At 62.6% G+C, this 20,789-nt stretch carries 13 protein-coding genes, 2 tRNA genes, 1 rRNA gene and 2 pseudogenes; 7 read left to right on the forward strand and 11 right to left on the reverse strand.

The window, feature by feature from the left end:
• Window positions 1–45 precede the first annotated feature (45 nt).
• The 3 genes from BI344_RS00615 to BI344_RS00625 all read right to left on the reverse strand — a co-directional run bounded on the left by BI344_RS00615 (window position 46) and on the right by BI344_RS00625 (window position 1,827).
• Window positions 46–121 (reverse strand) — tRNA-Ala (locus tag BI344_RS00615).
• Window positions 122–124: 3 nt separating this feature from the next.
• Window positions 125–201 (reverse strand) — tRNA-Ile (locus BI344_RS00620).
• A gap of 90 nt (window positions 202–291) precedes the next feature.
• Window positions 292–1,827: ribosomal RNA gene (locus BI344_RS00625) — 16S ribosomal RNA — on the reverse strand.
• A 468-nt stretch (window positions 1,828–2,295) separates the two neighbouring features.
• Here BI344_RS00625 and nadB point away from each other — a divergent pair.
• Window positions 2,296–3,888 (forward strand): L-aspartate oxidase, encoded by a 1,593-nt coding sequence (gene nadB / locus BI344_RS00630; RefSeq protein ID WP_071111046.1) that lies wholly within the window; start codon window positions 2,296–2,298, stop codon window positions 3,886–3,888.
• Between the two features lie 300 nt (window positions 3,889–4,188).
• A pseudogene (locus BI344_RS00635) lies at window positions 4,189–4,934 on the forward strand (SDR family oxidoreductase).
• A 9-nt stretch (window positions 4,935–4,943) separates the two neighbouring features.
• Here the strand turns inward: BI344_RS00635 and BI344_RS00640 are convergent.
• Complete coding sequence (locus tag BI344_RS00640) at window positions 4,944–5,789, reverse strand: CHAD domain-containing protein (protein ID WP_071111047.1); 846 nt, start codon at window positions 5,787–5,789, stop codon at window positions 4,944–4,946.
• Between the two features lie 510 nt (window positions 5,790–6,299).
• Between BI344_RS00640 and BI344_RS00645 the strand changes: the two genes are divergently transcribed.
• Window positions 6,300–7,388, forward strand: coding sequence for a chitosanase (locus BI344_RS00645; protein WP_071111048.1), 1,089 nt, complete (start codon window positions 6,300–6,302; stop codon window positions 7,386–7,388).
• A gap of 122 nt (window positions 7,389–7,510) precedes the next feature.
• Here the strand turns inward: BI344_RS00645 and BI344_RS00650 are convergent, their stop codons facing one another.
• The 4 genes and pseudogenes from BI344_RS00650 to BI344_RS00660 all read right to left on the reverse strand — a co-directional run bounded on the left by BI344_RS00650 (window position 7,511) and on the right by BI344_RS00660 (window position 11,380).
• Window positions 7,511–9,847 (reverse strand): penicillin acylase family protein, encoded by a 2,337-nt coding sequence (locus BI344_RS00650; protein ID WP_158021012.1) that lies wholly within the window; start codon window positions 9,845–9,847, stop codon window positions 7,511–7,513.
• Between the two features lie 375 nt (window positions 9,848–10,222).
• The gene (locus BI344_RS24665) at window positions 10,223–10,573 is read right to left on the reverse strand and encodes a carboxymuconolactone decarboxylase family protein (protein WP_206600304.1); all 351 of its coding nucleotides are present in this window, start codon (window positions 10,571–10,573) and stop codon (window positions 10,223–10,225) included.
• A gap of 61 nt (window positions 10,574–10,634) precedes the next feature.
• Window positions 10,635–10,952, reverse strand: a pseudogene (locus BI344_RS26035) (carboxymuconolactone decarboxylase family protein); the annotation flags it as partial.
• Entirely contained in the window at window positions 10,949–11,380 is a 432-nt protein-coding gene (locus BI344_RS00660) for a (R)-mandelonitrile lyase (protein ID WP_071111050.1), read from the reverse strand. The gene BI344_RS00660 and the pseudogene BI344_RS26035, both read right to left, overlap by 4 nt.
• Window positions 11,381–11,513: 133 nt before the next feature.
• Here BI344_RS00660 and BI344_RS00665 point away from each other — a divergent pair, with 133 nt between their 5' ends.
• On the forward strand, window positions 11,514–12,404 hold the full coding sequence (locus BI344_RS00665) for a LysR family transcriptional regulator (protein ID WP_071111051.1): 891 nt from the start codon (window positions 11,514–11,516) through the stop codon (window positions 12,402–12,404).
• 383 nt (window positions 12,405–12,787) lie between these two features.
• Here the strand turns inward: BI344_RS00665 and BI344_RS00670 are convergent, their stop codons facing one another.
• Window positions 12,788–13,444, reverse strand: a complete 657-nt coding sequence (locus tag BI344_RS00670; RefSeq protein ID WP_071111052.1) for an epoxyqueuosine reductase QueH — start codon at window positions 13,442–13,444, stop codon at window positions 12,788–12,790.
• Entirely contained in the window at window positions 13,441–14,352 is a 912-nt protein-coding gene (locus BI344_RS00675) for a LysR family transcriptional regulator (protein ID WP_071112008.1), read from the reverse strand. Before BI344_RS00675 ends, BI344_RS00670 begins: the two co-directional genes overlap by 4 nt.
• A gap of 112 nt (window positions 14,353–14,464) precedes the next feature.
• Here BI344_RS00675 and metE point away from each other — a divergent pair, with 112 nt between their 5' ends.
• The gene (gene metE, locus BI344_RS00680; RefSeq protein WP_071111053.1) at window positions 14,465–16,756 is read left to right on the forward strand and encodes a 5-methyltetrahydropteroyltriglutamate--homocysteine S-methyltransferase; all 2,292 of its coding nucleotides are present in this window, start codon (window positions 14,465–14,467) and stop codon (window positions 16,754–16,756) included.
• Window positions 16,757–17,033: 277 nt separating this feature from the next.
• The gene (locus tag BI344_RS24245) at window positions 17,034–17,171 is read left to right on the forward strand and encodes a hypothetical protein (protein WP_158021014.1); all 138 of its coding nucleotides are present in this window, start codon (window positions 17,034–17,036) and stop codon (window positions 17,169–17,171) included.
• Window positions 17,172–17,259: 88 nt separating this feature from the next.
• Here BI344_RS24245 and BI344_RS00685 read toward each other — a convergent pair whose 3' ends face one another.
• A complete protein-coding gene (locus BI344_RS00685) occupies window positions 17,260–19,557 on the reverse strand; it encodes a PAS domain-containing sensor histidine kinase (protein WP_071111054.1) in 2,298 nt (765 codons plus the stop codon).
• 186 nt (window positions 19,558–19,743) lie between these two features.
• Here BI344_RS00685 and BI344_RS00690 point away from each other — a divergent pair, with 186 nt between their 5' ends.
• Window positions 19,744–20,748: a TRAP transporter substrate-binding protein gene (locus BI344_RS00690; protein WP_071111055.1), complete on the forward strand. Its 1,005-nt coding sequence runs from the start codon at window positions 19,744–19,746 to the stop codon at window positions 20,746–20,748.
• Window positions 20,749–20,789 lie beyond the last annotated feature (41 nt).

Here is a 20,789-nt window from a genome sequence, read left to right on the forward strand (position 1 = left end):
CGCAAACAGAACCAAACTCTTCCGAGTTCGCTTGTGTTTGAGTTGTGGTGGAGGATGACGGGATCGAACCGACGACCCCCTGCTTGCAAAGCAGGTGCTCTCCCAACTGAGCTAATCCCCCAACTGGTGGGTCTGGTAGGACTCGAACCTACGACCCCTGCGTTATCAACACAGTGCTCTAACCAGCTGAGCTACAAACCCAGTAAACTTCTACGCCAGCCCCACAAGGAGCTGGCTGCCCTTAACAGAATAACCGATAGGCTGTAAGTACTTGACGATCGCCTTCTCTAGAAAGGAGGTGATCCAGCCGCAGGTTCCCCTACGGCTACCTTGTTACGACTTCACCCCAGTCATGAATCCCACCGTGGTAAGCGGCCTCCTTGCGGTTAGCCTACCCACTTCTGGTGAAACTCACTCCCATGGTGTGACGGGCGGTGTGTACAAGACCCGGGAACGTATTCACCGCAGCATGCTGATCTGCGATTACTAGCGATTCCGACTTCACGCACTCGAGTTGCAGAGTGCGATCCGGACTACGATCGGTTTTATGAGATTGGCACCACCTCGCGGCTTAGCGACCCTCTGTACCGACCATTGTATGACGTGTGAAGCCCTGCTCATAAGGGCCATGAGGACTTGACGTCATCCCCACCTTCCTCCGGTTTGTCACCGGCAGTCTCATTAGAGTGCCCAACTTAATGATGGCAACTAATGACAAGGGTTGCGCTCGTTGCGGGACTTAACCCAACATCTCACGACACGAGCTGACGACAGCCATGCAGCACCTGTGTTACGGCTCCCTTTCGGGCACCAAGCCATCTCTGGCAAGTTCCGTACATGTCAAGAGCAGGTAAGGTTTTTCGCGTTGCATCGAATTAATCCACATCATCCACCGCTTGTGCGGGTCCCCGTCAATTCCTTTGAGTTTTAACCTTGCGGCCGTACTCCCCAGGCGGTCAATTTCACGCGTTAGCTACGCTACCAAGGATTCAAACCCCCAACAGCTAATTGACATCGTTTAGGGCGTGGACTACCAGGGTATCTAATCCTGTTTGCTCCCCACGCTTTCGTGCATGAGCGTCAGTGTCATCCCAGGGGGCTGCCTTCGCCATCGGTATTCCTCCGCATCTCTACGCATTTCACTGCTACACGCGGAATTCTACCCCCCTCTGACGCACTCTAGTCTTGCAGTCTCCAATGCCGTTCCCAGGTTGAGCCCGGGGCTTTCACATCAGACTTGCAAAACCGCCTGCGCACGCTTTACGCCCAGTAATTCCGATTAACGCTTGCACCCTACGTATTACCGCGGCTGCTGGCACGTAGTTAGCCGGTGCTTATTCTTCCGGTACTGTCATCCCCGCCAGGTATTAACCAGCGGAATTTCCTCCCGAACAAAAGTCCTTTACAACCCGAAGGCCTTCTTCAGACACGCGGCATGGCTGGATCAGGCTTGCGCCCATTGTCCAAAATTCCCCACTGCTGCCTCCCGTAGGAGTCTGGGCCGTGTCTCAGTCCCAGTGTGGCGGATCATCCTCTCAGACCCGCTACTGATCGTCGCCTTGGTGAGCTCTTACCTCACCAACTAGCTAATCAGACATCGGCTGCTCGTATAACGTGAGGCCTTACGGTCCCCCACTTTCCCCCTCAGGGCGTATGCGGTATTAATCCGGCTTTCGCCGAGCTATCCCCCATTACACGGTACATTCCGATGCGTTACTCACCCGTTCGCCACTCGTCAGCGGAGCAAGCTCCCTGTTACCGTTCGACTTGCATGTGTAAAGCATGCCGCCAGCGTTCAATCTGAGCCAGGATCAAACTCTTCAGTTCAATCTCATAGCAAATTTTCTGGCACGCAAGTTCAAAGAAATAAAACAAGTATTTCTTGTCTCTTGCAGTGCAAGTTTTTGGCTTTCGCCAAGCACTTACACCTATCGGTTATTCGTTCTGTTAAAGAGCAGTGCCGGCCGCTTCGAACACCGCCGGAACCTGTTTCGTTCGGCTTGTTTCGTTCGCTGCGTCAGCTGAGGAGGCGAACTATACCGCCGCGCCCTATCCTCGTCAACACCTTTTGCCGGATGAAATGCAAAAAACCGGCACCCGCCCACCCAAGTCATTGATGTGCAATGAAACTGGGCTGGAAAGAATTTTCATAGTCTGTCCGATACGGCAAGAAATTTGCCACAGTCCATTGCGACACCCCGCTGAAAACAACTCCATGGCTACGCGCCAACAGGCGATTCTGCTACGCTCCCATGCATATGGCACACGTGGTGCCTGCCGTGGACACTCTAAAATATGCTCAAGTTTGATGTTCTGATTATTGGCAGTGGTCTGGCCGGCATGACGCTGGCGCTGCATCTGGCGGAAAAGCGCAAAGTGGGGCTAATCACCAAGCGCGATCTGCTGGAGGGCAATTCCACTTATGCGCAAGGCGGCATCGCCGCGGTGCTGGATACCGAGGACTCGGTGGAAGACCATATCCGCGATACCCTGATCGCCGGCGCCGGACTGTGCAACGAAGGCACTACCCGCTTCATCGTCGAGCACTCCAAAGAAGCGATCGACTGGCTGATCAAGCTGGGCGTGCCGTTCACCCGCGATGACGAACACCAGACCGGCTATCACCTGACGCGCGAAGGCGGCCACAGCCACCGCCGCATCATCCATGCCGCCGACGCCACCGGCGCCGCCGTGACAAGCACCCTGGGACAAAAGATCAAGGCCCATCCCAACATCACCGAGCTGGAACACCATATCGCGATAGACCTGATCACCTCGGCCAAGCTGGGCCAGCCGGGCAAGCAGGCTTACGGCGTATACGCGTTGGACAAGAACAGCGACGAGGTGGTGACCATCGCCGCCCAACACACCATCCTGGCTTCCGGCGGCGCCGGCAAGGTATACCTATATACCACCAATCCGGACACCGCCACCGGCGACGGCGTCGCCATGGGCTGGCGCGCCGGCTGCAAGGTGGGGAATATGGAATTCATCCAGTTCCACCCCACTTGCCTGTACCACCCACATTCCAAGTCCTTCCTGATTTCCGAAGCGGTGCGCGGCGAAGGCGGCATATTGAAGCTGCCGGACGGCACCCGCTTCATGTCGCAACACGATCCGCGCGCGGAACTGGCGCCTCGCGACGTGGTGGCGCGCGCAATAGACTTTGAAATGAAGAAACACGGCCTGGACTGTGTCTACCTGGACATTTCCTACAAGCCGGCGCAGTTCATCAAGGATCACTTCCCCAATATCTATGCCCACTGCCTGGAGCTGGGGATAGACATTACCCAGCAGCCGATACCGGTAGTGCCGGCGGTGCACTTCACCTGCGGCGGCATCGTCACCGACCTGGCCGGCCGCACCGACGTGGCCGGACTTTACGCGGTGGGCGAAGTGGCCAGCACCGGCCTGCACGGCGCCAACCGCCTGGCCAGCAATTCGCTGCTGGAATGCCTGGTGATAGGCAAGGCGGCGGCGGCGGACATCCTGGCGGCGGACAAGATCAAGCTGCCGGCGATTCCTGCCTGGGACGACAGCCGCGTCACCGACCCGGACGAAGAGGTGGTGATCTCGCACAACTGGGACGAACTGCGCCGCGCCATGTGGGACTATGTCGGCATCGTCCGCACCAACAAGCGGCTGCAGCGCGCGCTGCACCGGATCGACTTGCTGAAAGGCGAAATCGACGAGTACTACAGCAACTTCCATGTCAGCAACGACCTGATCGAGTTGCGCAACTTGGTGCAGACCGCTGAGCTGATCGTCCGCTCCGCGCTGCTGCGCAAAGAAAGCCGTGGCCTGCACTACAGCCGCGATTACCCGGACTTGCTGCCGGAAGCCCGCGAGACGGTACTGGAGCCGGTCGACCACGCGCACAAGGATTGAATCTGAGTCCGGCTGCGCCGAAAAACACACGGCCGCCGTCCCTAGGGATGGCGGCCGTTCCACTTCAGACCTGATCCGCGGGCAGGTGCGCATAACGGCGAGGCGGCCAGGACGACAGCAAGGGTCTTTTAGACAGGTGCGGCCACTCCCCATCAGGCTTGGCGCGACGCCTCCGGATCCAAAGCAGCCAATGCGCCTAGCCGGACCGCGACCACGCAGGTCGGCAAGAATCGGAATGCCGGGCAAGCCGCCATCGCCGACACTGACGGCTCGACCACACCATATATAAGGGTGCAAAACATGGGCCTGCTGAACCACAAAACCGCCATCATCACCGGCGCCAGCTCCGGCATAGGCCGCGCCACAGCCAAACTGTTCGCCAGCGAAGGTCCAACATTGTCGCCGTGGCGTGGCGCGCCGCGCTGCTTTACTGGACAGCCTGGTGGACGAGATTTCCGCCGCGGGAGAAGCGCCATCGCACTGGCAGCGGATGCCAGCGATGAGCGTTGCGCCAAAGAGGCGGTATCACTGGCGCTTGGTCGCTTTGGCGGACTGGACATCGCCTTCAACAATGCCGGCGCGCTGGGCAGCCTGCCGGATCTCGCGCTGGCGGACTGGCAGCAGACGCTGGACAGTAATCTCACCAGCGCCTTTCTCTGCGCCAAATACCAGATCCCGGCCATGGTGCAGCGAGAAAACACCTCGCTGATCTTCACCTCATCATTTGTCGGCCACGCCCTAGGCCTGCCCGGCATGGCCGCCTATGCCGCGCTGGTGGGCCTGGCCAGATCGCTGGCGGCGGAATACGGCGCGCATGGATTGAGGGTGAACGCGCTGCTACCCGGCGGCACGGACACCGAGATGGGACAAGCCGCATGCAAACACCGGAACAGCGAGCCTGGGTGGAAAACCTGCACGCGCTGAGACGGCTGGCCAGTTCGGCCGAGATTGCCAAATCGGCGCTGTATCTGGCAGCCGATCTGTCCGGTTTGACCATCGGCGCGGCCTTGTTCGCGGATGGCGGAGCCAGCATCGCTCGCGCCTGAGCGCTGGCCTCACCAAAAGCGGCCGGCTTGCTCCAGGCGTTCCAGCGCCTGTCCCAGCCGCCCCTTGGCCTGGCTCGCGGCATGGGCCAACCAGCCATCGACAAAGCCTGCCGCCCGCGCCAATTCGCCATCCCCCTCCGCCCGACACTGCGCCAGCAAACGCCGGGCGGCCACGCCATCGTTCATTTCGCCCAGCCCCTGCTGCACATGCTGCAAGCGGGACAGATAACGCGACACCTCGCCGTCCCCGTATAAAGAGGCAAAGAACTCCGCCGCGTAGCGCAGGGTCTTGGCCTCTTTGCGCAGATCGTGCCGCTGTTCCGGATTCAATATTTTCCAGCCGCGCGTCAGCCGGCAGAGCCGACGCCGCTGCCCGCGCAAAACCTGCTGGGCAAACGGCAGCAGTCGGCCATCGCCCTCAGCCTCTGCTTTTTCATCCAGCCAGGCCTGCAGGGACGACAGCAGCCCCGCGCAGCGAGCGGAGTCCAACGCCGCGCGCGCTTCCCGCCGACAAACATCGGCGCGCAGCCGCAATGCGCGCCGGAGCGCGTCAAAACCGATAGCCTCATCCGCCGCGGCCTCAATCGCCGGCAGGGTTTCATCCAGCAGCACATCCAGATCGCGCGCCTGGCCCAACACGGATGCCAGCCACTTCAGATCTTCGGCGATGCCGCTCCTGGCCGGCGCCCTGGTGCTGGGAGGCAATATCTTCCATGCGCAGCGCAGCCGGCGCAGCGCCACCCGCGCCTGATGAACAAATTCCCGGTCCGCACCGAGCCGCGCGCCCGGCAGATTGGCCTGCAGATGGCGCAGGCATTCCGCCGCTACCACCCGCATCGCCCGGGACGGCGACATGGCCGGATGCAATGCCGGCGTCCTCGCCTTATCCACACGCCTGGCATCGCCTTGGCCAGCCGGCGTCGCCGTATCGGTCCACCTGGCGCCATTCATGAACTGTTCACCCGATTAAAGACTCTGTCAGCGCTTCTGCGCCGCCATGCCGCCGCAAAACATTACGCATGCATCAGTTCAATATAGCCGGCGCGACGCCAAACCATCTGCAGCGAAAACCGGCGCTCTGGACCAATGCCAACCAGACCGCACGAAGCGGTCAGTCAATTCAAGGAAAGTATTTTTCAAATCAAACCGTTATATTCTTGCAACAGTTGTACAGACGAGTTGCGCAAATAATTCAATTGACATATAAATGCCTCATATTGCCTGCATCAGCTTATTTCCGGCGCTTCACGCTTTATCCGCAGTTCCGATGTCGCAACGGAAATTGTCTCACCCGGGGCTCAGCCTCGAAAACACTTCCCTTCAGCCGTTTCGGAGAATACTTTGGAAAACGCAACCGCAAGAAATATGTCCAAGATCATGTTGACCTGCCTATCCGCTGTTGGCGCACTGGCCCTGGCAGGCCAGGCCTCCGCCCAAGGCTCCAGCGCGGGCGCTCCCGCCAGGCAGGCCGCCCGGATGGAGAGTTGTAGCCCCGCCTGGAACCGCGCCACGGCCTACTCCGCCGGCGGCGCGGCCAGCCGCGACGGCGTCAACTACACCGCCGCCTACTGGACCCAGGGCAATATCCCATCCGCCGGGGCCTCCGCCAATGGCGGCCAGCCCTGGATCGCCGGCGCCAGTTGCCGGCCCGCGGCGAAAACCGCCGCCAAGACATCCGACCACGACGCCAACTTCTCGCCGGCCACGCTGCAATTTCTCAAGACCAACACCGGTCTGGACGGCGAGCAGTGGGACAACATCATGAAGCTGATCAACAAGCCGGAGCAGGATTCGCTGGACTGGACCAAGTTCTACGGCTATTGCGAGGACATCGGCGACAGGCGCGGTTTCACCATCGGCATCTTCGGCGCCACTACCGGCGGCCCCAACGACGGCGGCCCGGACGGCCCGGCGCTATTCAAGGAGTTCGACGCCGCCAGCGGCGCCGCCAATCCTTCCATCATCGGCGGCCTGAACCGCGCCGGCGCGCACGGCTCGATGCAGGGTGCCATCCTCAAGATCAGCGACGACAAGAAAACCTTCTGCGGCAAGATAGGCGCGCTGCAGAGCAACGCCGCCTGGCGCGAGGCGATGTGGCACACCTTCTACAACGTCTATATCAAATTCAGCATCCAGCAGGCCCGCCAGCGCGGCTTCAGCACCGCGCTGACGATAGGCTCCTTCGTCGACACCGCGCTCAATCAAGGTGCCAGCGGCGACTCCGGCACGCTGGCCGGCGTGTTGTCCCGCTCCGGCAGCAGCTCCGACGAAAAAACCTTCATGACCAGCTTCTATGCGCAGCGCAGCAAGATTGTGGACACCAACGACTACAACCAGCCGCCCAACGGCAAGAACCGCGTCAAGCAATGGAGCACCTTGCTGGGCATGGGCGAAACCGATCTGAAAAACGCCGATGCGGCGGTGCTAAAGGTCACCGACTGGCAGCTGAAGTAAGCGTGACGACGCCGGCCTGAACCCTGGCCGCTAATCCCATGCATGGCGTGCGAGCCGCCGCGGAACCACAGTGCCGGGAAAACGCTTGCGCGTTTCCCGGCAATTTTTCACCTGCGCCCGGACTACTCCCTCAGCCAGCGGAAGGAATACGCCGGATCGCGGCGGATCTCGCCCTGGGTATATGGCAGGCTGATCCACTGCTTGCGGCTGAAGCGCTCGGTCTGGTCGCCGTAATGCGGCGAGTCGGGATTGCTGGACTGCGAATAGGTGAGGAAAGCCTGCGCGCGCGGCATGCCGGTTTCAAACGATACCGTCATCACGAATGAGGAGCCGAATCCGGGATTGAGCTCGCCATTGCCCAACGGGCTGCTTTCGATGACATTGTAGGTGTCCTCCCCGCCGCCGCCGTGGATGGGAATCTGCCGCGCGCCGCGCACCGCCACCTGGATATCGCCCCAGGGCTTGGCATAATCGATGCCGGCTAACTTCAAGGCCTTGACCGCATTGAACAGCGCGGTACGGGCGGCGGCGGCGACGGCCGGATCGCCGATGCGCAGGCCGCGCGGCGTATCCAGCGGGCGGGCGGAATCAAAAGCCTGCGTCCAGTAATCCACGCCGCTGCCGTTCATCTGCTCCCTCCAGGCCTGGAACAGCGGCCAGCCCACGCTGTCCAGCTCCGCCTTGCCATCCCAACCGGCCAACACCCGGCAAGCGTCCGCGGGCGCCTGGCCGGCGCCGGATGTCCGGCACAGCCCGTTGAGATCATCCAGCAGCAAGGACGCATAGTAGGATCGGTTGGCCAGCCCCATCGCCTGCACGCCGGCCACGGAGAAACGGCCCCAGCCGCGCCCTCCCAGCCGCGCCTGGATTTCCTGCAAGCCGTAGCGGGTGCGCGCGCTCAGCTCCTTGCCGGCCGCGCTGACGATATCGGGGTAGCCGGTCAGCGGCTGCGCGGGGTTGGTCAGCCAGGCGCTGTCGTTGCTGTTCTGGACAAAGTCCCTGCGCGTGATGGCAGGCAGATCCCTGGCAGCAAAAATGCCCGGTTGCGGCGTTCCCGCGGCATTGCTCCAGCGGCAAGCGGCGCTGCCGCCATCCAGCACCATCACGCCCTGGCCCAGCAGCGGGCGCGCCGCCGCCGGCACGCAGGCGTCTTGCTTGGCCTTGTCGACATTGGGCACCACGGTGACATCGCCGAAATAAACGCTGCCGGCCCGGTCCACCGCCAGCGTATGCACCCATGGCAAGCCCAGCGTCGACTCCACTACGGCGCGCAGCGCCGGCAATGAGCCGGCCTGGCTCATCCGCCACCAGGCATCCAGCAACCGGTCGTTGGCCTGATTGGCGTCGGCCAGCGCATAAGCGGTGGCGCCATCCCAATCCAGTTGTCCCGGGAGCGCCACGATCGGCCCCAGCTCGCTCAGGTAGAAAGTATGTTTCAGCGTGCGGTATGCGCCATTGGCGTCGCGACCGACAATGCTCACCGTGGCGGGCTTCAATGGTTTGACCTCGCCGTCGACGACATAGCGCAGCGGGTCTCCCGGCACCAGATGCAAAGCAAACAGGGTGAAATGCTGCGAGGTGTTGACGGTATGGGTCCAGGCGACGGCGCGGTTGAAACCTATGTTGACAAGCGGCAGCCCTCCCAGAGAGACGCCCATCACATCGACCTTGCCGGGTATGGTCAGGTGCTGCTCGTAAAACCGGTAAGCGCCGGTCCACGGAAAATGCGGATTGGCATACAGCATGCCCGCGCCAGACTGGGTGGCCTCGCGTCCCAGCGCGATGGCGTTGGAACCCATATGCCGGCTATTGCGCTGCCTGCCGTACAAGCCGCGCAGCGGCTCCCCGGCGGACGGCAGCCGCAACTGGCGCGCAGCGCCGGGCGCCGGCGGCGCGGCCGCCTGCAGCGCCGCGATGAATTGCGCGCCGGACGATGTCACCGCGTAACGCCGCATCATGCGGATCAGGTCCAGGCCCTCCAGCGGCCGCGCCCACAGCTGGTTTCGGCAAGCCGTCGGCAGGCTGCCAACACCGGTCTCGCGCAGATAGCGGTTGACCCCGGCCGCATAGCCGTCGATCAGGTTCTTCACCTCGCCGGGCTGGCGATTGTAACTGGCCCCGACGGCCTGATCCGAATTCAAAAACGCGTAATAGAAATCGCTGAGCGTATTGGGTATCGGTTCGCTGTCCGGGCTGTCATAGCTGCCAGACATGCCGAAATAACGCGAACGCTGGCCGCGCGCGGTGGCAATCTCCTCGGCCAGCAGGCAGAAATTGTCTTGCGCGTAGGCATAGCCGACGCCGTATCCCAGGTTTCTTTCATTGCTGGCGGTGATGTGCGGAATGCCGTATGCGGTGCGCTGCACCAGCGCCTGATAGCCGGCAGCCGCATGCGCGCCTGGCAATTGGCAGGCCAGGGCGAGCAAGGCTGCGCCTCGGGCGATGAACGGTTTTGACACGATGACTCTCCTGCGCTTGCGTGCCGGAACCGGCACGCACGGATTTGACAGAGACCAGCCCCGACATCGGATAGGAGTCGCCCAGCGGGTGCAGGAGTCTGATTCTACGCAGAAAAATGCCGAAATCATATTCGGAAGAATGGGAAAGACGAACCATCGAATGCCAGTGGGAACCCAAGCGTTCCCCTGAAACGGCACACTCCGCGCGGGGCGGTCTTGCCGACATCTGCCGACCTTGGCAAACGCCAATCCGGCATCGCCGCAGAATGCCGACGGAAACGGCGGCAACAGACCAGCCGCAAACGCATGCGAATAGGCAGCCGGCAATCAAGGCAGCGATCAAGATCAGGCGCGCGGCGTTTTCACCGCGCCGCATCATTGCGCCCGGCTGGCAAAGACCTCCTTGAACGCCGGCATGGCGGAGAACACATGCGGCCAGCCGGCATGGAACGCCAGCTGCGTCAGCGCTTCAGCCGCCTGGGCCTGGGTCAGAGCATTGTCCATGGCACGGTTCAGATGGTAGAGAATCTGCGCAACCTGGCCAGCCGCCACCAGCGCGCTGACCGTAACCAAGCTGCGGTCGCGCGGAGCCAACGCCGGACGCAGCCACAGATTGCGGCATAGCAGGTCGGCGGTATTGCGCACCACGTCCGGCGCCACCGCGCCGAAATTGTCCTGCACATTGGCCGCGCGCTGCGCTTCGGCGGCTTCGTTCAAGGGCAGCAAGGCAAGGTCCGTCGGCCGGGTTGACCTGATGGCGCGCAAACGCGTCGCGCACCGGCGACACCGCGGCCATGGCGTTGCCCCAACCGGCATGAAACGCCAGATGGGTCAGTACCTCGGCGATTTCTCCCGGCCTCACTTCGTGGGCGAGCGCGTAATCCAGAGTGCCGCCCAACTGGCCGGTCTGGTTGCACGCGATCTGTGCGGCCAGCGTGACCATGCTGCGGTCGCGCCGGCTCAACTCGGGGCGATCCCACAGTCCGCCGAGGCGGTCTCGGTAAAGTGCGCCAGCGCCGGAGCGACGCTGCGGATAGCCTCCAGGCTGGGGCCTGCTTGCGTGGTGCCGCTCATAACGTATTCTCCGTATCGCGGCGCCGGTCAAGCATGGCTATGAGAATGGGCAGAGCCGGTCGGGCCGACCATGTATTCCTCGTCGGTCACTTTCTCCAGCCACTCCACATTCTTGCCGTTGAGCGACTCCTGCACCGCGATGTGGGTCATCGAGGTGGTTGCCGACGCGCCATGCCAATGCTTGCGGCCCGGCGGACACCAGATCACGTCGCCCGCGCGGATTTCGACGATAGGCCCGCCCGCGCATTGGGTCCAGCCGCAGCCAGCGGTCACGATCAGCGTCTGCCCCAAGGGGTGGGTATGCCATGCCGAACGCGCGCCCGGCTCAAACGTCACGCTAGCCACCGATACCCGGGCCGGTTCTGGCGGAGCGTTGAGCGGGTCGATGCGCACGGTGCCGGTGAAATAATCATCTGATCCTTGTATCGAAGGCTGCGAACCTGCGCGCTTCAGTTCCATGGCGAATTTTCCTGATCAAAAACGATGATTGGCGGCGCCGATACGGCAGCGTCTCAGTGGTGAATACTTTATAGAATGCCGCCGACGCCGATAAGCTGGCAGAATCGGCATGCGCTTATGCCATGGAGCATGAATGATTCGAGAAAACCTGAACGACCTGCTGACCTTCATCACTGTGGCCCGCGAGCGCAACTTCACCCGCGCGGCAGCGCAGCTAGGCCTCTCGCAATCGGCAACCAGCCGCACCATCCGGGCGCTAGAGGCGCGCATGGGGCTATTGCTGTTTACCCGCACCACGCGCAGCGTGGCGCTTACCGAGGCCGGCCGCCGCATGCTGGCCGCCATCGCCCCGCGGCTTGAGGAAATCGATCGAGAACTCGAAACGCTGCGCAAATTACGCGACCATCCCAGCGGCACGGTGCGCATCACCACAACGGATTACGCCGCCAACACCTATGTGTGGCCGCGGCTGCACCCCTTGCTGCGGCAGTATCCCGATCTGCGCATCGAGTTGAGCAATGACTATGGACTGGTCAATATCGCCGAGCAAGGCTACGACATAGGCATCCGCCTGGGCGGCCAGGTGGAAAAAGACATGATTGCCGCACGCATCGGTCCGGACATGACGATGGCCATCGTGGCCGCGCCGGCCTACCTGGCTGACCGCCTCGCACCGGAAACGCCTCAGGACCTGACGCGGCACAACTGCATCAATCTGCGGCTGCCTACCCATGAGTCCTTGATGCCGTGGGAGTTGCGCAATGGCGCGCGCGAGTTGCAAGTGCGCGTGGATGGGCAACTGGTGCTGAGCTCCACTTACCAGATGCTCGATGCCGCGCTGGGGGGCCTGGGCCTGGCCTATCTGCCCAAAGAGCTGGTCGAAGCCCACGTCGATGCCGGACGGCTGGCCTGGGTGCTGAAGGACTGGTTTCCCACCCATGTCGGATACCATCTCTATTACACCAGCCGCCGCCAGGCATCGCGCGCCGTGGCATTGGTGATAGCAACGCTGAGGCAGGACTAGCGCTTTCGGCGCCGCCCTAACCCAAGCGCTCGGCGGAATCATCCAGTCCACGCCACACGGCCCTGGCTTGTTTCGAGCCGCCCTACTGCCGGAACAACCTCCACAGCTCGGAAACGGCAGTTGGCCAAGACGCAAAGCGCCCCAGCAAAAACGCCGTGCAGCGAGAAGCTTGCCTGGCGCAGGTTCGACTGCCTCATGCCGCGTGAAGAAGAATACTGCGGAAATGGCGGGCGATGAGAAAAGCCCATGGGAAAACATAAGCGAGCCCGCCACGTTCACACAAACCCGTGTTATCGCGCTTTCGGCACGTAGCCAGGGCGCCTTAAGGTAAACGGTCATACCACCGGCAAGTTCCGGAAGATATCAGCCTAGCCCCAACCTGATCAGACTTTCTCCTGGCCATAGAAGAGCACGCCCAGCTTGATCCGCTCGCGTCCCAGCGATACGCGATGGTTGTTGCTGTCGCGCAGCGAATACACGCAGCCGCAATATTCCTGCTGGTAGAAGTTTTCGCGCTTGCTGATTTCTATCATGCGCGCCGAGCCGCCGCCCTTGCGCCAGTTGTAGTCCCAATAGCTCAGGCCGGGGTAGCGGGAGGCGGCGCGATGGCCGCAGTCGTTGATCTGGTTCATGTCTTTCCAGCGCGAAATTCCCAGCGAGCTGCTGATGACCGGGAAGCCATGCTCGTGCGCGTACAGCGCGGTGCGCTCGAAGCGCATGTCGAAGCACATGGTGCAGCGGATGCCCCGTTCCGGCTCGTGCTCCATGCCCTTGGCCCGTTCAAACCAGTTGTCGCGGTCATAGTCGGCGTCGATAAACGGCACGCCGAACTGCTCGGCAAAGCGGATGTTCTCGTTCTTGCGCAGTTCGTACTCTTTGAGCGGATGGATATTGGGGTTGTAGAAAAAGATCGTGAAGTCGATCCCGGAGGCAACCATGGCCTCCATCACTTCGCCGCTGCACGGCGCGCAGCAGGAATGCAGCAATACCTTGTCTTGTCCGTTGGGCAGCGGCAAAGGTTGGCGTTTGAAGTCGTTCATGTCGTTTTCCGCGTGTGTTCCTGATGCGCGCGGGCCAATTGGATAAAGGCGCCGATATAGTCGATGTCGGCATCGGTCTCGCGAATGCCGAGGAAGATCTGCTTGGCGATGCCATGGCGTCCCAGCCGCACGGCGGCGACGTCGAGTTTGGCGGCATATTCCTCCGCCAGCCAGCGCGGCAGGGCGGCGACGCCACGGCCGCTGGCCACCATCTGCAGCATGATGTCGGTGGTTTCGATCGGCTTGTGCCGCTTGGGGCGGATGCCCGCCGGCATCAAGAACTGAGTATAGATGTCTAGCCGGTCTATCGAGACCGGGTAAGTGATCAGCGTTTCTTCGATCAGATGTTCCGGCTTGGCATGCGCGACATCGCGCAGCGGATGTCCAGGCCCCACCACCAGCACCTGTTCATAATCGAACACCGGCACGAAGCGCAGCCCCGGCTTGAAGAGCGGGTCCGGGGTGACCAGCATGTCTATCTCGTAGCCGAACAGCGCGCCGATGCCACCGAACTGGAATTTCTGCTTTACGTCGACATCGACGGTCGGCCAAGAAGCCAGGTAGGGCGAGACGATCTTCAGCAACCACTGATAGCAGGGATGGCATTCCATGCCGATGCGCAGCGCGCCGCTCTCTCCCAGAGCGAACTGCTTGAGCCGCTCTTCGGCGTGGGCCAGCTGCGGCACTAGCCGGTTGGCGACGGCCAGCAGGTATTCGCCGGCCTGGGTCGGCTGGAGGCTGCGTCCCTCCCGGCGCCAAATCGCCACGCCCAGCTGATCTTCCAGCTTGCGCACGGTATGGCTTAGCGCGGACTGGGTCAGGTGCAGCTGTTCGGCGGCGGCGGTGAGCGAGCCGTGCTGGTCGACCGCGCGGATGATCGCCAGATGGATGCGTTCAAGAATGGCCATGCGGCATTTTACATGAAATATATTCATTGATGAATGAAACAATACCATTTTCCTTCATGGATAGGCCGCTCTACGATGGTGCTACTTTAAGTTATTAAGCGAAGGAGAAATCATGGCATTTACGCATAACCTGGGCTTCCCCCGCATCGGAGCCAAACGCGAGCTGAAGTTCGCTCTCGAGTCCTACTGGAAAGGCCAGTCCTCGCGCGAGGAGCTTAAGGCGGTCGGCGCCCAGCTGCGCCAGCGCCATTGGGAAAACCAGGCCGGGCTGGATCATGTGCCGGTCGGCGATTTCTCCTTCTATGACCAGGTGCTCGACATCAGCTTCACCGTCGGCAATCTGCCGGAAAGGGTGCGTGGCTTCCACGGTGATGCGCTGGACAACTATTTCCGCGTGGCGCGCGGCCGTTCGGCCGAGAGCGCCGAAGAGCACGCCGCTTGCTGCGGCGGCGTCGCCGCCGGCGAAATGACCAAATGGTTCGATACCAACTATCACTACATCGTGCCGGAGTTCAGCGCCGCGACCGAGTTCTCGCTCGACGCCTCGCGCCTGCTCGAGCAGCTGGCGCAAGCGCGCAGCCTGGGCGTGAAGGCAAAGCCGGTGCTGATCGGGCCGGTAACCTACCTCTGGCTGGGCAAAGCCAAGGACGATTCCGACCGGCTGGCCTTGCTGCCGCGCCTGCTGCCGGTTTACGCCGCATTGCTGGCGGAACTGGCGAAGCAGGGCGTCGAATGGGTGCAGATCGACGAGCCCGCGCTGGTGACCGAACTGGACTGCGATTGGCAGAAAGCTTTCCAGACCGCTTACACCGCGCTGAACACCGGCAAAGTCAAGCTGCTGCTGGCAAGCTATTTCGGCCAACTGCAAGACAATCTGCCGCTGGCCTGCCAACTGCCGGTTCAGGGCCTGCATATCGACGCCATCAATGCGCGCGCCGAAGTCGACCGCGTCCTCGCGCAACTTGCCGCGGACCAGGTGCTGTCGCTCGGCGTCATCAATGGCCGCAACATCTGGAAGACCGATCTGTCCAGCGCGCTGGACTGGCTCGAACCCATCTCCAGGCAATTGGGCGAGCGGCTGTGGATCGCGCCCTCATGCTCGCTGCTGCACGTGCCGGTGGATCTGGACAGCGAACAGAAGCTCGATGGCGACATTCGCTCTTGGCTGGCCTTCGCCCTGCAAAAGCTGGATGAATTGACGGTGCTGGCCACCGCCCTGAACACCGGGCGCGATGCGGTGCGCAGCGAACTCTCCGCCAACCAGGCCGCCATTGCCGCGCGCTGCGCCTCGCCGCGCGTCAATAACCCCGCGGTCAAAGCCGCGCTGGGCAAGATCGACGCGGCATTGGGACAGCGCGGCAGCGTCTATGCGCAACGCGCGGCAAAACAGGCCCAGTTGCTGAAGCTGCCGGCCTACCCGACCACGACGATAGGCTCCTTCCCGCAGACGGCCGAGATCCGCCAGGCCCGCAGCCAGTTCAAGAGCGGAGCCTTGGACGAAGCCGGCTACCAGGCCGCGATGCAGGCCGAAATCGCCCGCAGCGTGCGCGAGCAGGAAGCCCTGGGACTCGACGTGCTGGTGCACGGCGAAGCCGAGCGCAACGACATGGTGGAATACTTCGGCGAACAGCTCGACGGCTACGCCTTCAGCCAATTCGGCTGGGTGCAATCCTACGGTTCGCGTTGCGTGAAGCCGCCCATCCTGTTCGGCGACATCAGCCGCCCGAAGGCGATGACCGTCGAGTGGATCCGGTACGCGCAATCGCTGACCGCCAAGCCGATGAAGGGCATGCTGACCGGCCCGGTCACCATTCTCAACTGGTCCTTCGTCCGCGACGATCAGCCGCGTTCGGTATCGTGCTACCAGCTGGCGCTGGCGATCCGCGCAGAAGTGCTCGACCTGGAAAAGGCCGGCGTGCGGGTAATCCAGATCGACGAGGCGGCGCTGCGCGAAGGCCTGCCGCTGCGCAAATCGCAATGGCAGGAGTACCTGAACTGGGCGGTGGAGTCGTTCCGCATCACCTCCAACGGCGTGCGCGACGAAACCCAGGTGCACACCCATATGTGCTACTCGGAGTTCAACGACATCATCAAGTCGATCGCCGACATGGACGCCGACGTAATCACCATCGAGACCTCGCGCTCGGACATGGAGCTGCTGGACGCCTTCGACAACTTCAACTATCCGAACGAGATCGGTCCCGGCGTGTACGATATCCACTCGCCTAACATCCCGACGCAGGAGCATATCGTGCAACTGATGCGCAAGGCCGCCGAGCGCATCCCGGCCGAGCGCCTGTGGGTAAACCCCGACTGCGGCCTGAAGACCCGCGCCTGGGCGGAAGTGATCCCGGCCTTGACGAATATGGTGGCCGCGGCCAAAACCCTGCGCGAGACGGCATAAGGCCGGCACTGCCGATCGCGCCGGCGTCAACAAGCATGCGGCGCGGCACGTGCCGCGTCGCATGTCTGGCCAGTTTGAGCGGCAAGACATGCGTCCAGTAGCACTGGCCGCGAAATATCCCCGAAGTGGCCGGCTAGAGAGCGCGCATGCCATACAGTAGGAGGATGCGGATTTTACCCAAACGCGTAATGCCACGTTGGCCGCGATCCGCTACCTGGACAGGCGGTTCTGAAAGAACTGGAACAACTATCGTCGCCGCAGTTTGAGCGGAACGACAATGCTGCGCTTCAAATTGTTGGGTGACCGGCTAGCCTCATATAAACCCGAGCGCCAGACGGCAAAGGCTCATATCCGCAGTGCAACTCTGAATACCTTCAAGCGGCTGGGCATGCCGGTAATGGCGGCACGCGCCTAAGCTTCCCTCAAGGCTTGAGCATGCTTCGTCCAGAGCCGCGCGATGCAGCAACGCCCTTATTGCGACAAAGAAAATCGCATTGGCATTTTCATTCAACCGCCCTGCCCGCCTGCGGCAGGCTGAACCAGAACACGCAGCCGCCGGCCGGGCTGCTGACCGCGCCGAACTCGCCGCGGTGGAATTCCACGATGGAACGGCAGATGTTGAGACCGATGCCCATGCCTTCCGGTTTGGTGGAGTAGAACGGCGTGAACAGGTTGTCCTGCATGCCGGCGGCCAGGCCGGGACCGTTGTCCACCACCTCCACCCGCCACTTGCCGTCGCCTACGCAGGTATGCAGCTGCACCGACGGCGACGGCGTCTCGGCCTCCACCAGCGCCTCGATGGCGTTTTTCATCAGGTTGAGCAGCACCTGCTCAATCAGCACCGGGTCCATGTCCAGCAGGCAGGAACGGCGGTCCGGCTCTAGTTGCAGGCTGACGCCGTGCTTGGCGGCCAGCGGCTCAGCCAGGCTCAGCGCCCGCAGCACCACCCGCGCCGGCTCCACCCGCTCCAGTTGCGGCTCGTGTTTTTTGACGAAAGCGCGGATGCTGCTGACGATCTGCGCCGCGCGCCGCGACTGCTCGGCGATGGCGTGGATGGCGTCGCGCACCCCGGCCGGCAGCTCCAGTTGCTCCGGCAGGCGGCGGCTGACGCCGGCGGCGTAGGTATTGATGGCGGTCAGCGGCTGGTTGAGCTCATGCGCCAGCGTCGAGGCCATCTCGCCCATCGCGATCAGCCGGGCGGTGTTCTGGAAACGCTCCTGCTGCGCTTGCTCGCGCTCTTCGCGCCGCCTGTCGGCTGTGACGTCGCTGAGTATCGCCAGCCAGGCCGCCTCGCCATTCACCCATTCGATGCGGCGGCGGCGGATCAGCAGGCAGCGCTGGTCGCCGGTGAAGATGAATTCCTGGCCGATCTCCTCACCCGCCATTCCGGCCGTCAGGCCAGGCAGCAGCACACAACACGGCGCGTCGGCGTCGCCCACCAGCCACAACTCGGCAAAGCCGGGATTGGCGTACAACAGTTGGGCGCTGCTTTCGTCCACCACGCAGACGCCGGCGGCCAGGCCGTTGAGCACGGTGAGGAAGCGGCGGTGGGCGGCTCCCAGAGCCATGCGCTGGCGCTGGCGTTCGGTGATGTCGAACATCGAGGCGATCCAGCCGCGCTGGCTGCCGTCCTCCTCCACCAGCGGCGTGGCGAACAAGCGCACCACCAGGATGTCGCCGCGCTTGCGCATCAGCGTCAGATCGAAGCCGAGCTCCGGCTGGCGGTTGTCGCGCACCGCGTCCATCGCCTCGGCCAGCACGCCGTGCTGATCCAACGGCCAGAACGGATGCGGCGGGTAGCTGCCCACCAGCTCGTCCTGCGAGAAGCCCAGCATGTCGCAGAAGGCGCGGTTGACGCGGACGATTTCGCCCTCCAGGCCGATCGCCACTAGGCCGCTCTTCATCGAATCCTCTATCGCCTGGCGCAGCGACACCTCCTTGGCCAGCCTCTGCTCCGCCAGCGCGCGCTCGCGCATGTGGCGGCGGATGCGCCACACCGCATACCACAGCGTGAGCAGCAACAATACAATCACCCCGGTCAACACCGGCAGCGTCAGTCCCAGACCGCTGCGGTAACTGACCGCGCGCAGATAGAGGCCGTAGCCGGGCGGGTCGAAGCTGGTCTGGTGCGAGATGTTGCCGGGATGCTCGGCGGCGTCGAACTTCTGCGCCAGCGTCTTGCCGCCCAGGTCGAGAATGCTGATGTAGTTCTTCGATGCGATCCACCACGGCACCTGGTGGTAGAGCAGCGCGTCCAGCTGGTAGGAGAAGCGCAGGCCGGCCAAGAGCTGGCCGTCGCGCACGATGGGGACCGCCAAATCGAAACGGTATTTGCCGTCGCCGCCCTGGTACGGCGCGCCGTAGCTGGAGCGCAACAGGCGCGACGCGCGCCACAGTCCGTCGAACTCGGCCGGTCCCAGGCTGCGGCGATCGCGGCGGATGCCGTGCGGGTCCCATTGCACCTGATGCTGCGGGTCCACCCGTTCTATCGTCACCAGCTCGGGATTTTCCCGCATGTAAAACGCCGCCAGATGGGCGAAGCGCCGGCTGTCCACCTTGCCCGCGGCGATATCGCGCGCCAGGTTGTCGCCCCATTCCTGATGCCCTTCCAGATGCATGCGCAGCGACTGCTCCAGCCACAGCACCTCCTGGATCAGGTTGTCTTGCTGCTCGTCGCGCCAGTCGCGATACACCAGATAGCTCAGGCTGCACAGCGCCAGCAGCAGCGCGATCAGCGCCAGGCTGACGCTCAGCCACAACAGGCGCGGCGCGCGGCGGATGCGGGTATCGAATACGGCCATGGACGTCACATCTAGGGAGAGGATTCCGGATGATACCAAGCCCGCCCGGCGCCGCAGCGAAAAACGGCATGCAGGAATTCCCTAATGGCCAGGCGGGGCGAGAGCTTCTACTTTATGCAAAATAACATCGGTATAACCGGGTTTTGCATACATAACTAAAGCTACAAAGTCATTGGAGACATTTTCATGAAACTGAAGCATGCTGCGCTGGCCATCTGCGCCAGCCTCACCCTGTCCGGCTTCGCCCAGGCCGCCGGCGAAATCGTCATCAAGTTCAGCCACGTGGTGTCGCCGGACACCCCCAAGGGCAAGGCCGCAGAATACTTCAAGAAACTGGCCGAACAGCGCACCCACGGCCGGGTGAAGGTGCAGGTCTATCCCAACAGCCAGCTGTACAAGGACAAGGAAGAGCTGGAAGCGCTGCAATTGGGCGCGGTGCAGATGCTGGCGCCCAGCCTGGCCAAGTTCGGCCCGCTGGGGGTGAAGGAATTCGAGGTGTTCGACCTGCCCTACCTGTTCGACAACTACGACGAAGTCAACAAGGTGATGCACGGCCCGATCGGCAAGCAATTGCTGGGCAAGCTGGAGAGCAAGGGCATCAAGGGCCTGGCTTACTGGGACAACGGCTTCAAGAACTTCTCCGCCAACAAGCCCATCCGCACCCCCGCCGACCTCAAGGGCATGAAGATCCGCATTCAGTCGTCGAAAGTGCTGGAAGAGGAAATGCGCACGCTGGGGGTTTTGCCGCAGGTGATGGCCTTCTCCGAAGTGTACCAGGCGCTGCAAACCGGCGTGGTGGACGGCACCGAGCTGGAAGCCTCCAACCTCTACACCAGCAAGGCCTATGAGGTGCAGAAGAACCTGACGCTGACCCAGCACGGCTTCCTCGGCTATGCGCTGATCGTCAACAAAAAGTTCTGGGACGGCCTGCCAGCCGACGTGCGCGGCCAGCTGGACAGCGCGGTCGCCGACGCCACCGTCTACGCCAACCAGATCGCCAAGCAGGAAAACGAAAGGGCGGTGGCCGCGATCAGGGCCTCCGGCAAGACCAAGGTGTACGTCCCGACGCCGCAGGAGCGCGATGCGTTCAAGAAGGCGCTGGCCCCGGTGCACCAGAAGATGGCTGCCCGCATCGGCCCGGACCTGCTCAAGCAGATCTACAAGGAAACCGGTTTCACCCCCAGCAAGTAAGGAGCCGCCGCGGCGCGGCGCCTGACGCGCCGCGCGCCATG

Source organism: Chromobacterium sphagni (genome assembly GCF_001855555.1).
GTDB classification, from domain to species: Bacteria; Pseudomonadota; Gammaproteobacteria; order Burkholderiales; family Chromobacteriaceae; genus Chromobacterium; species Chromobacterium sphagni.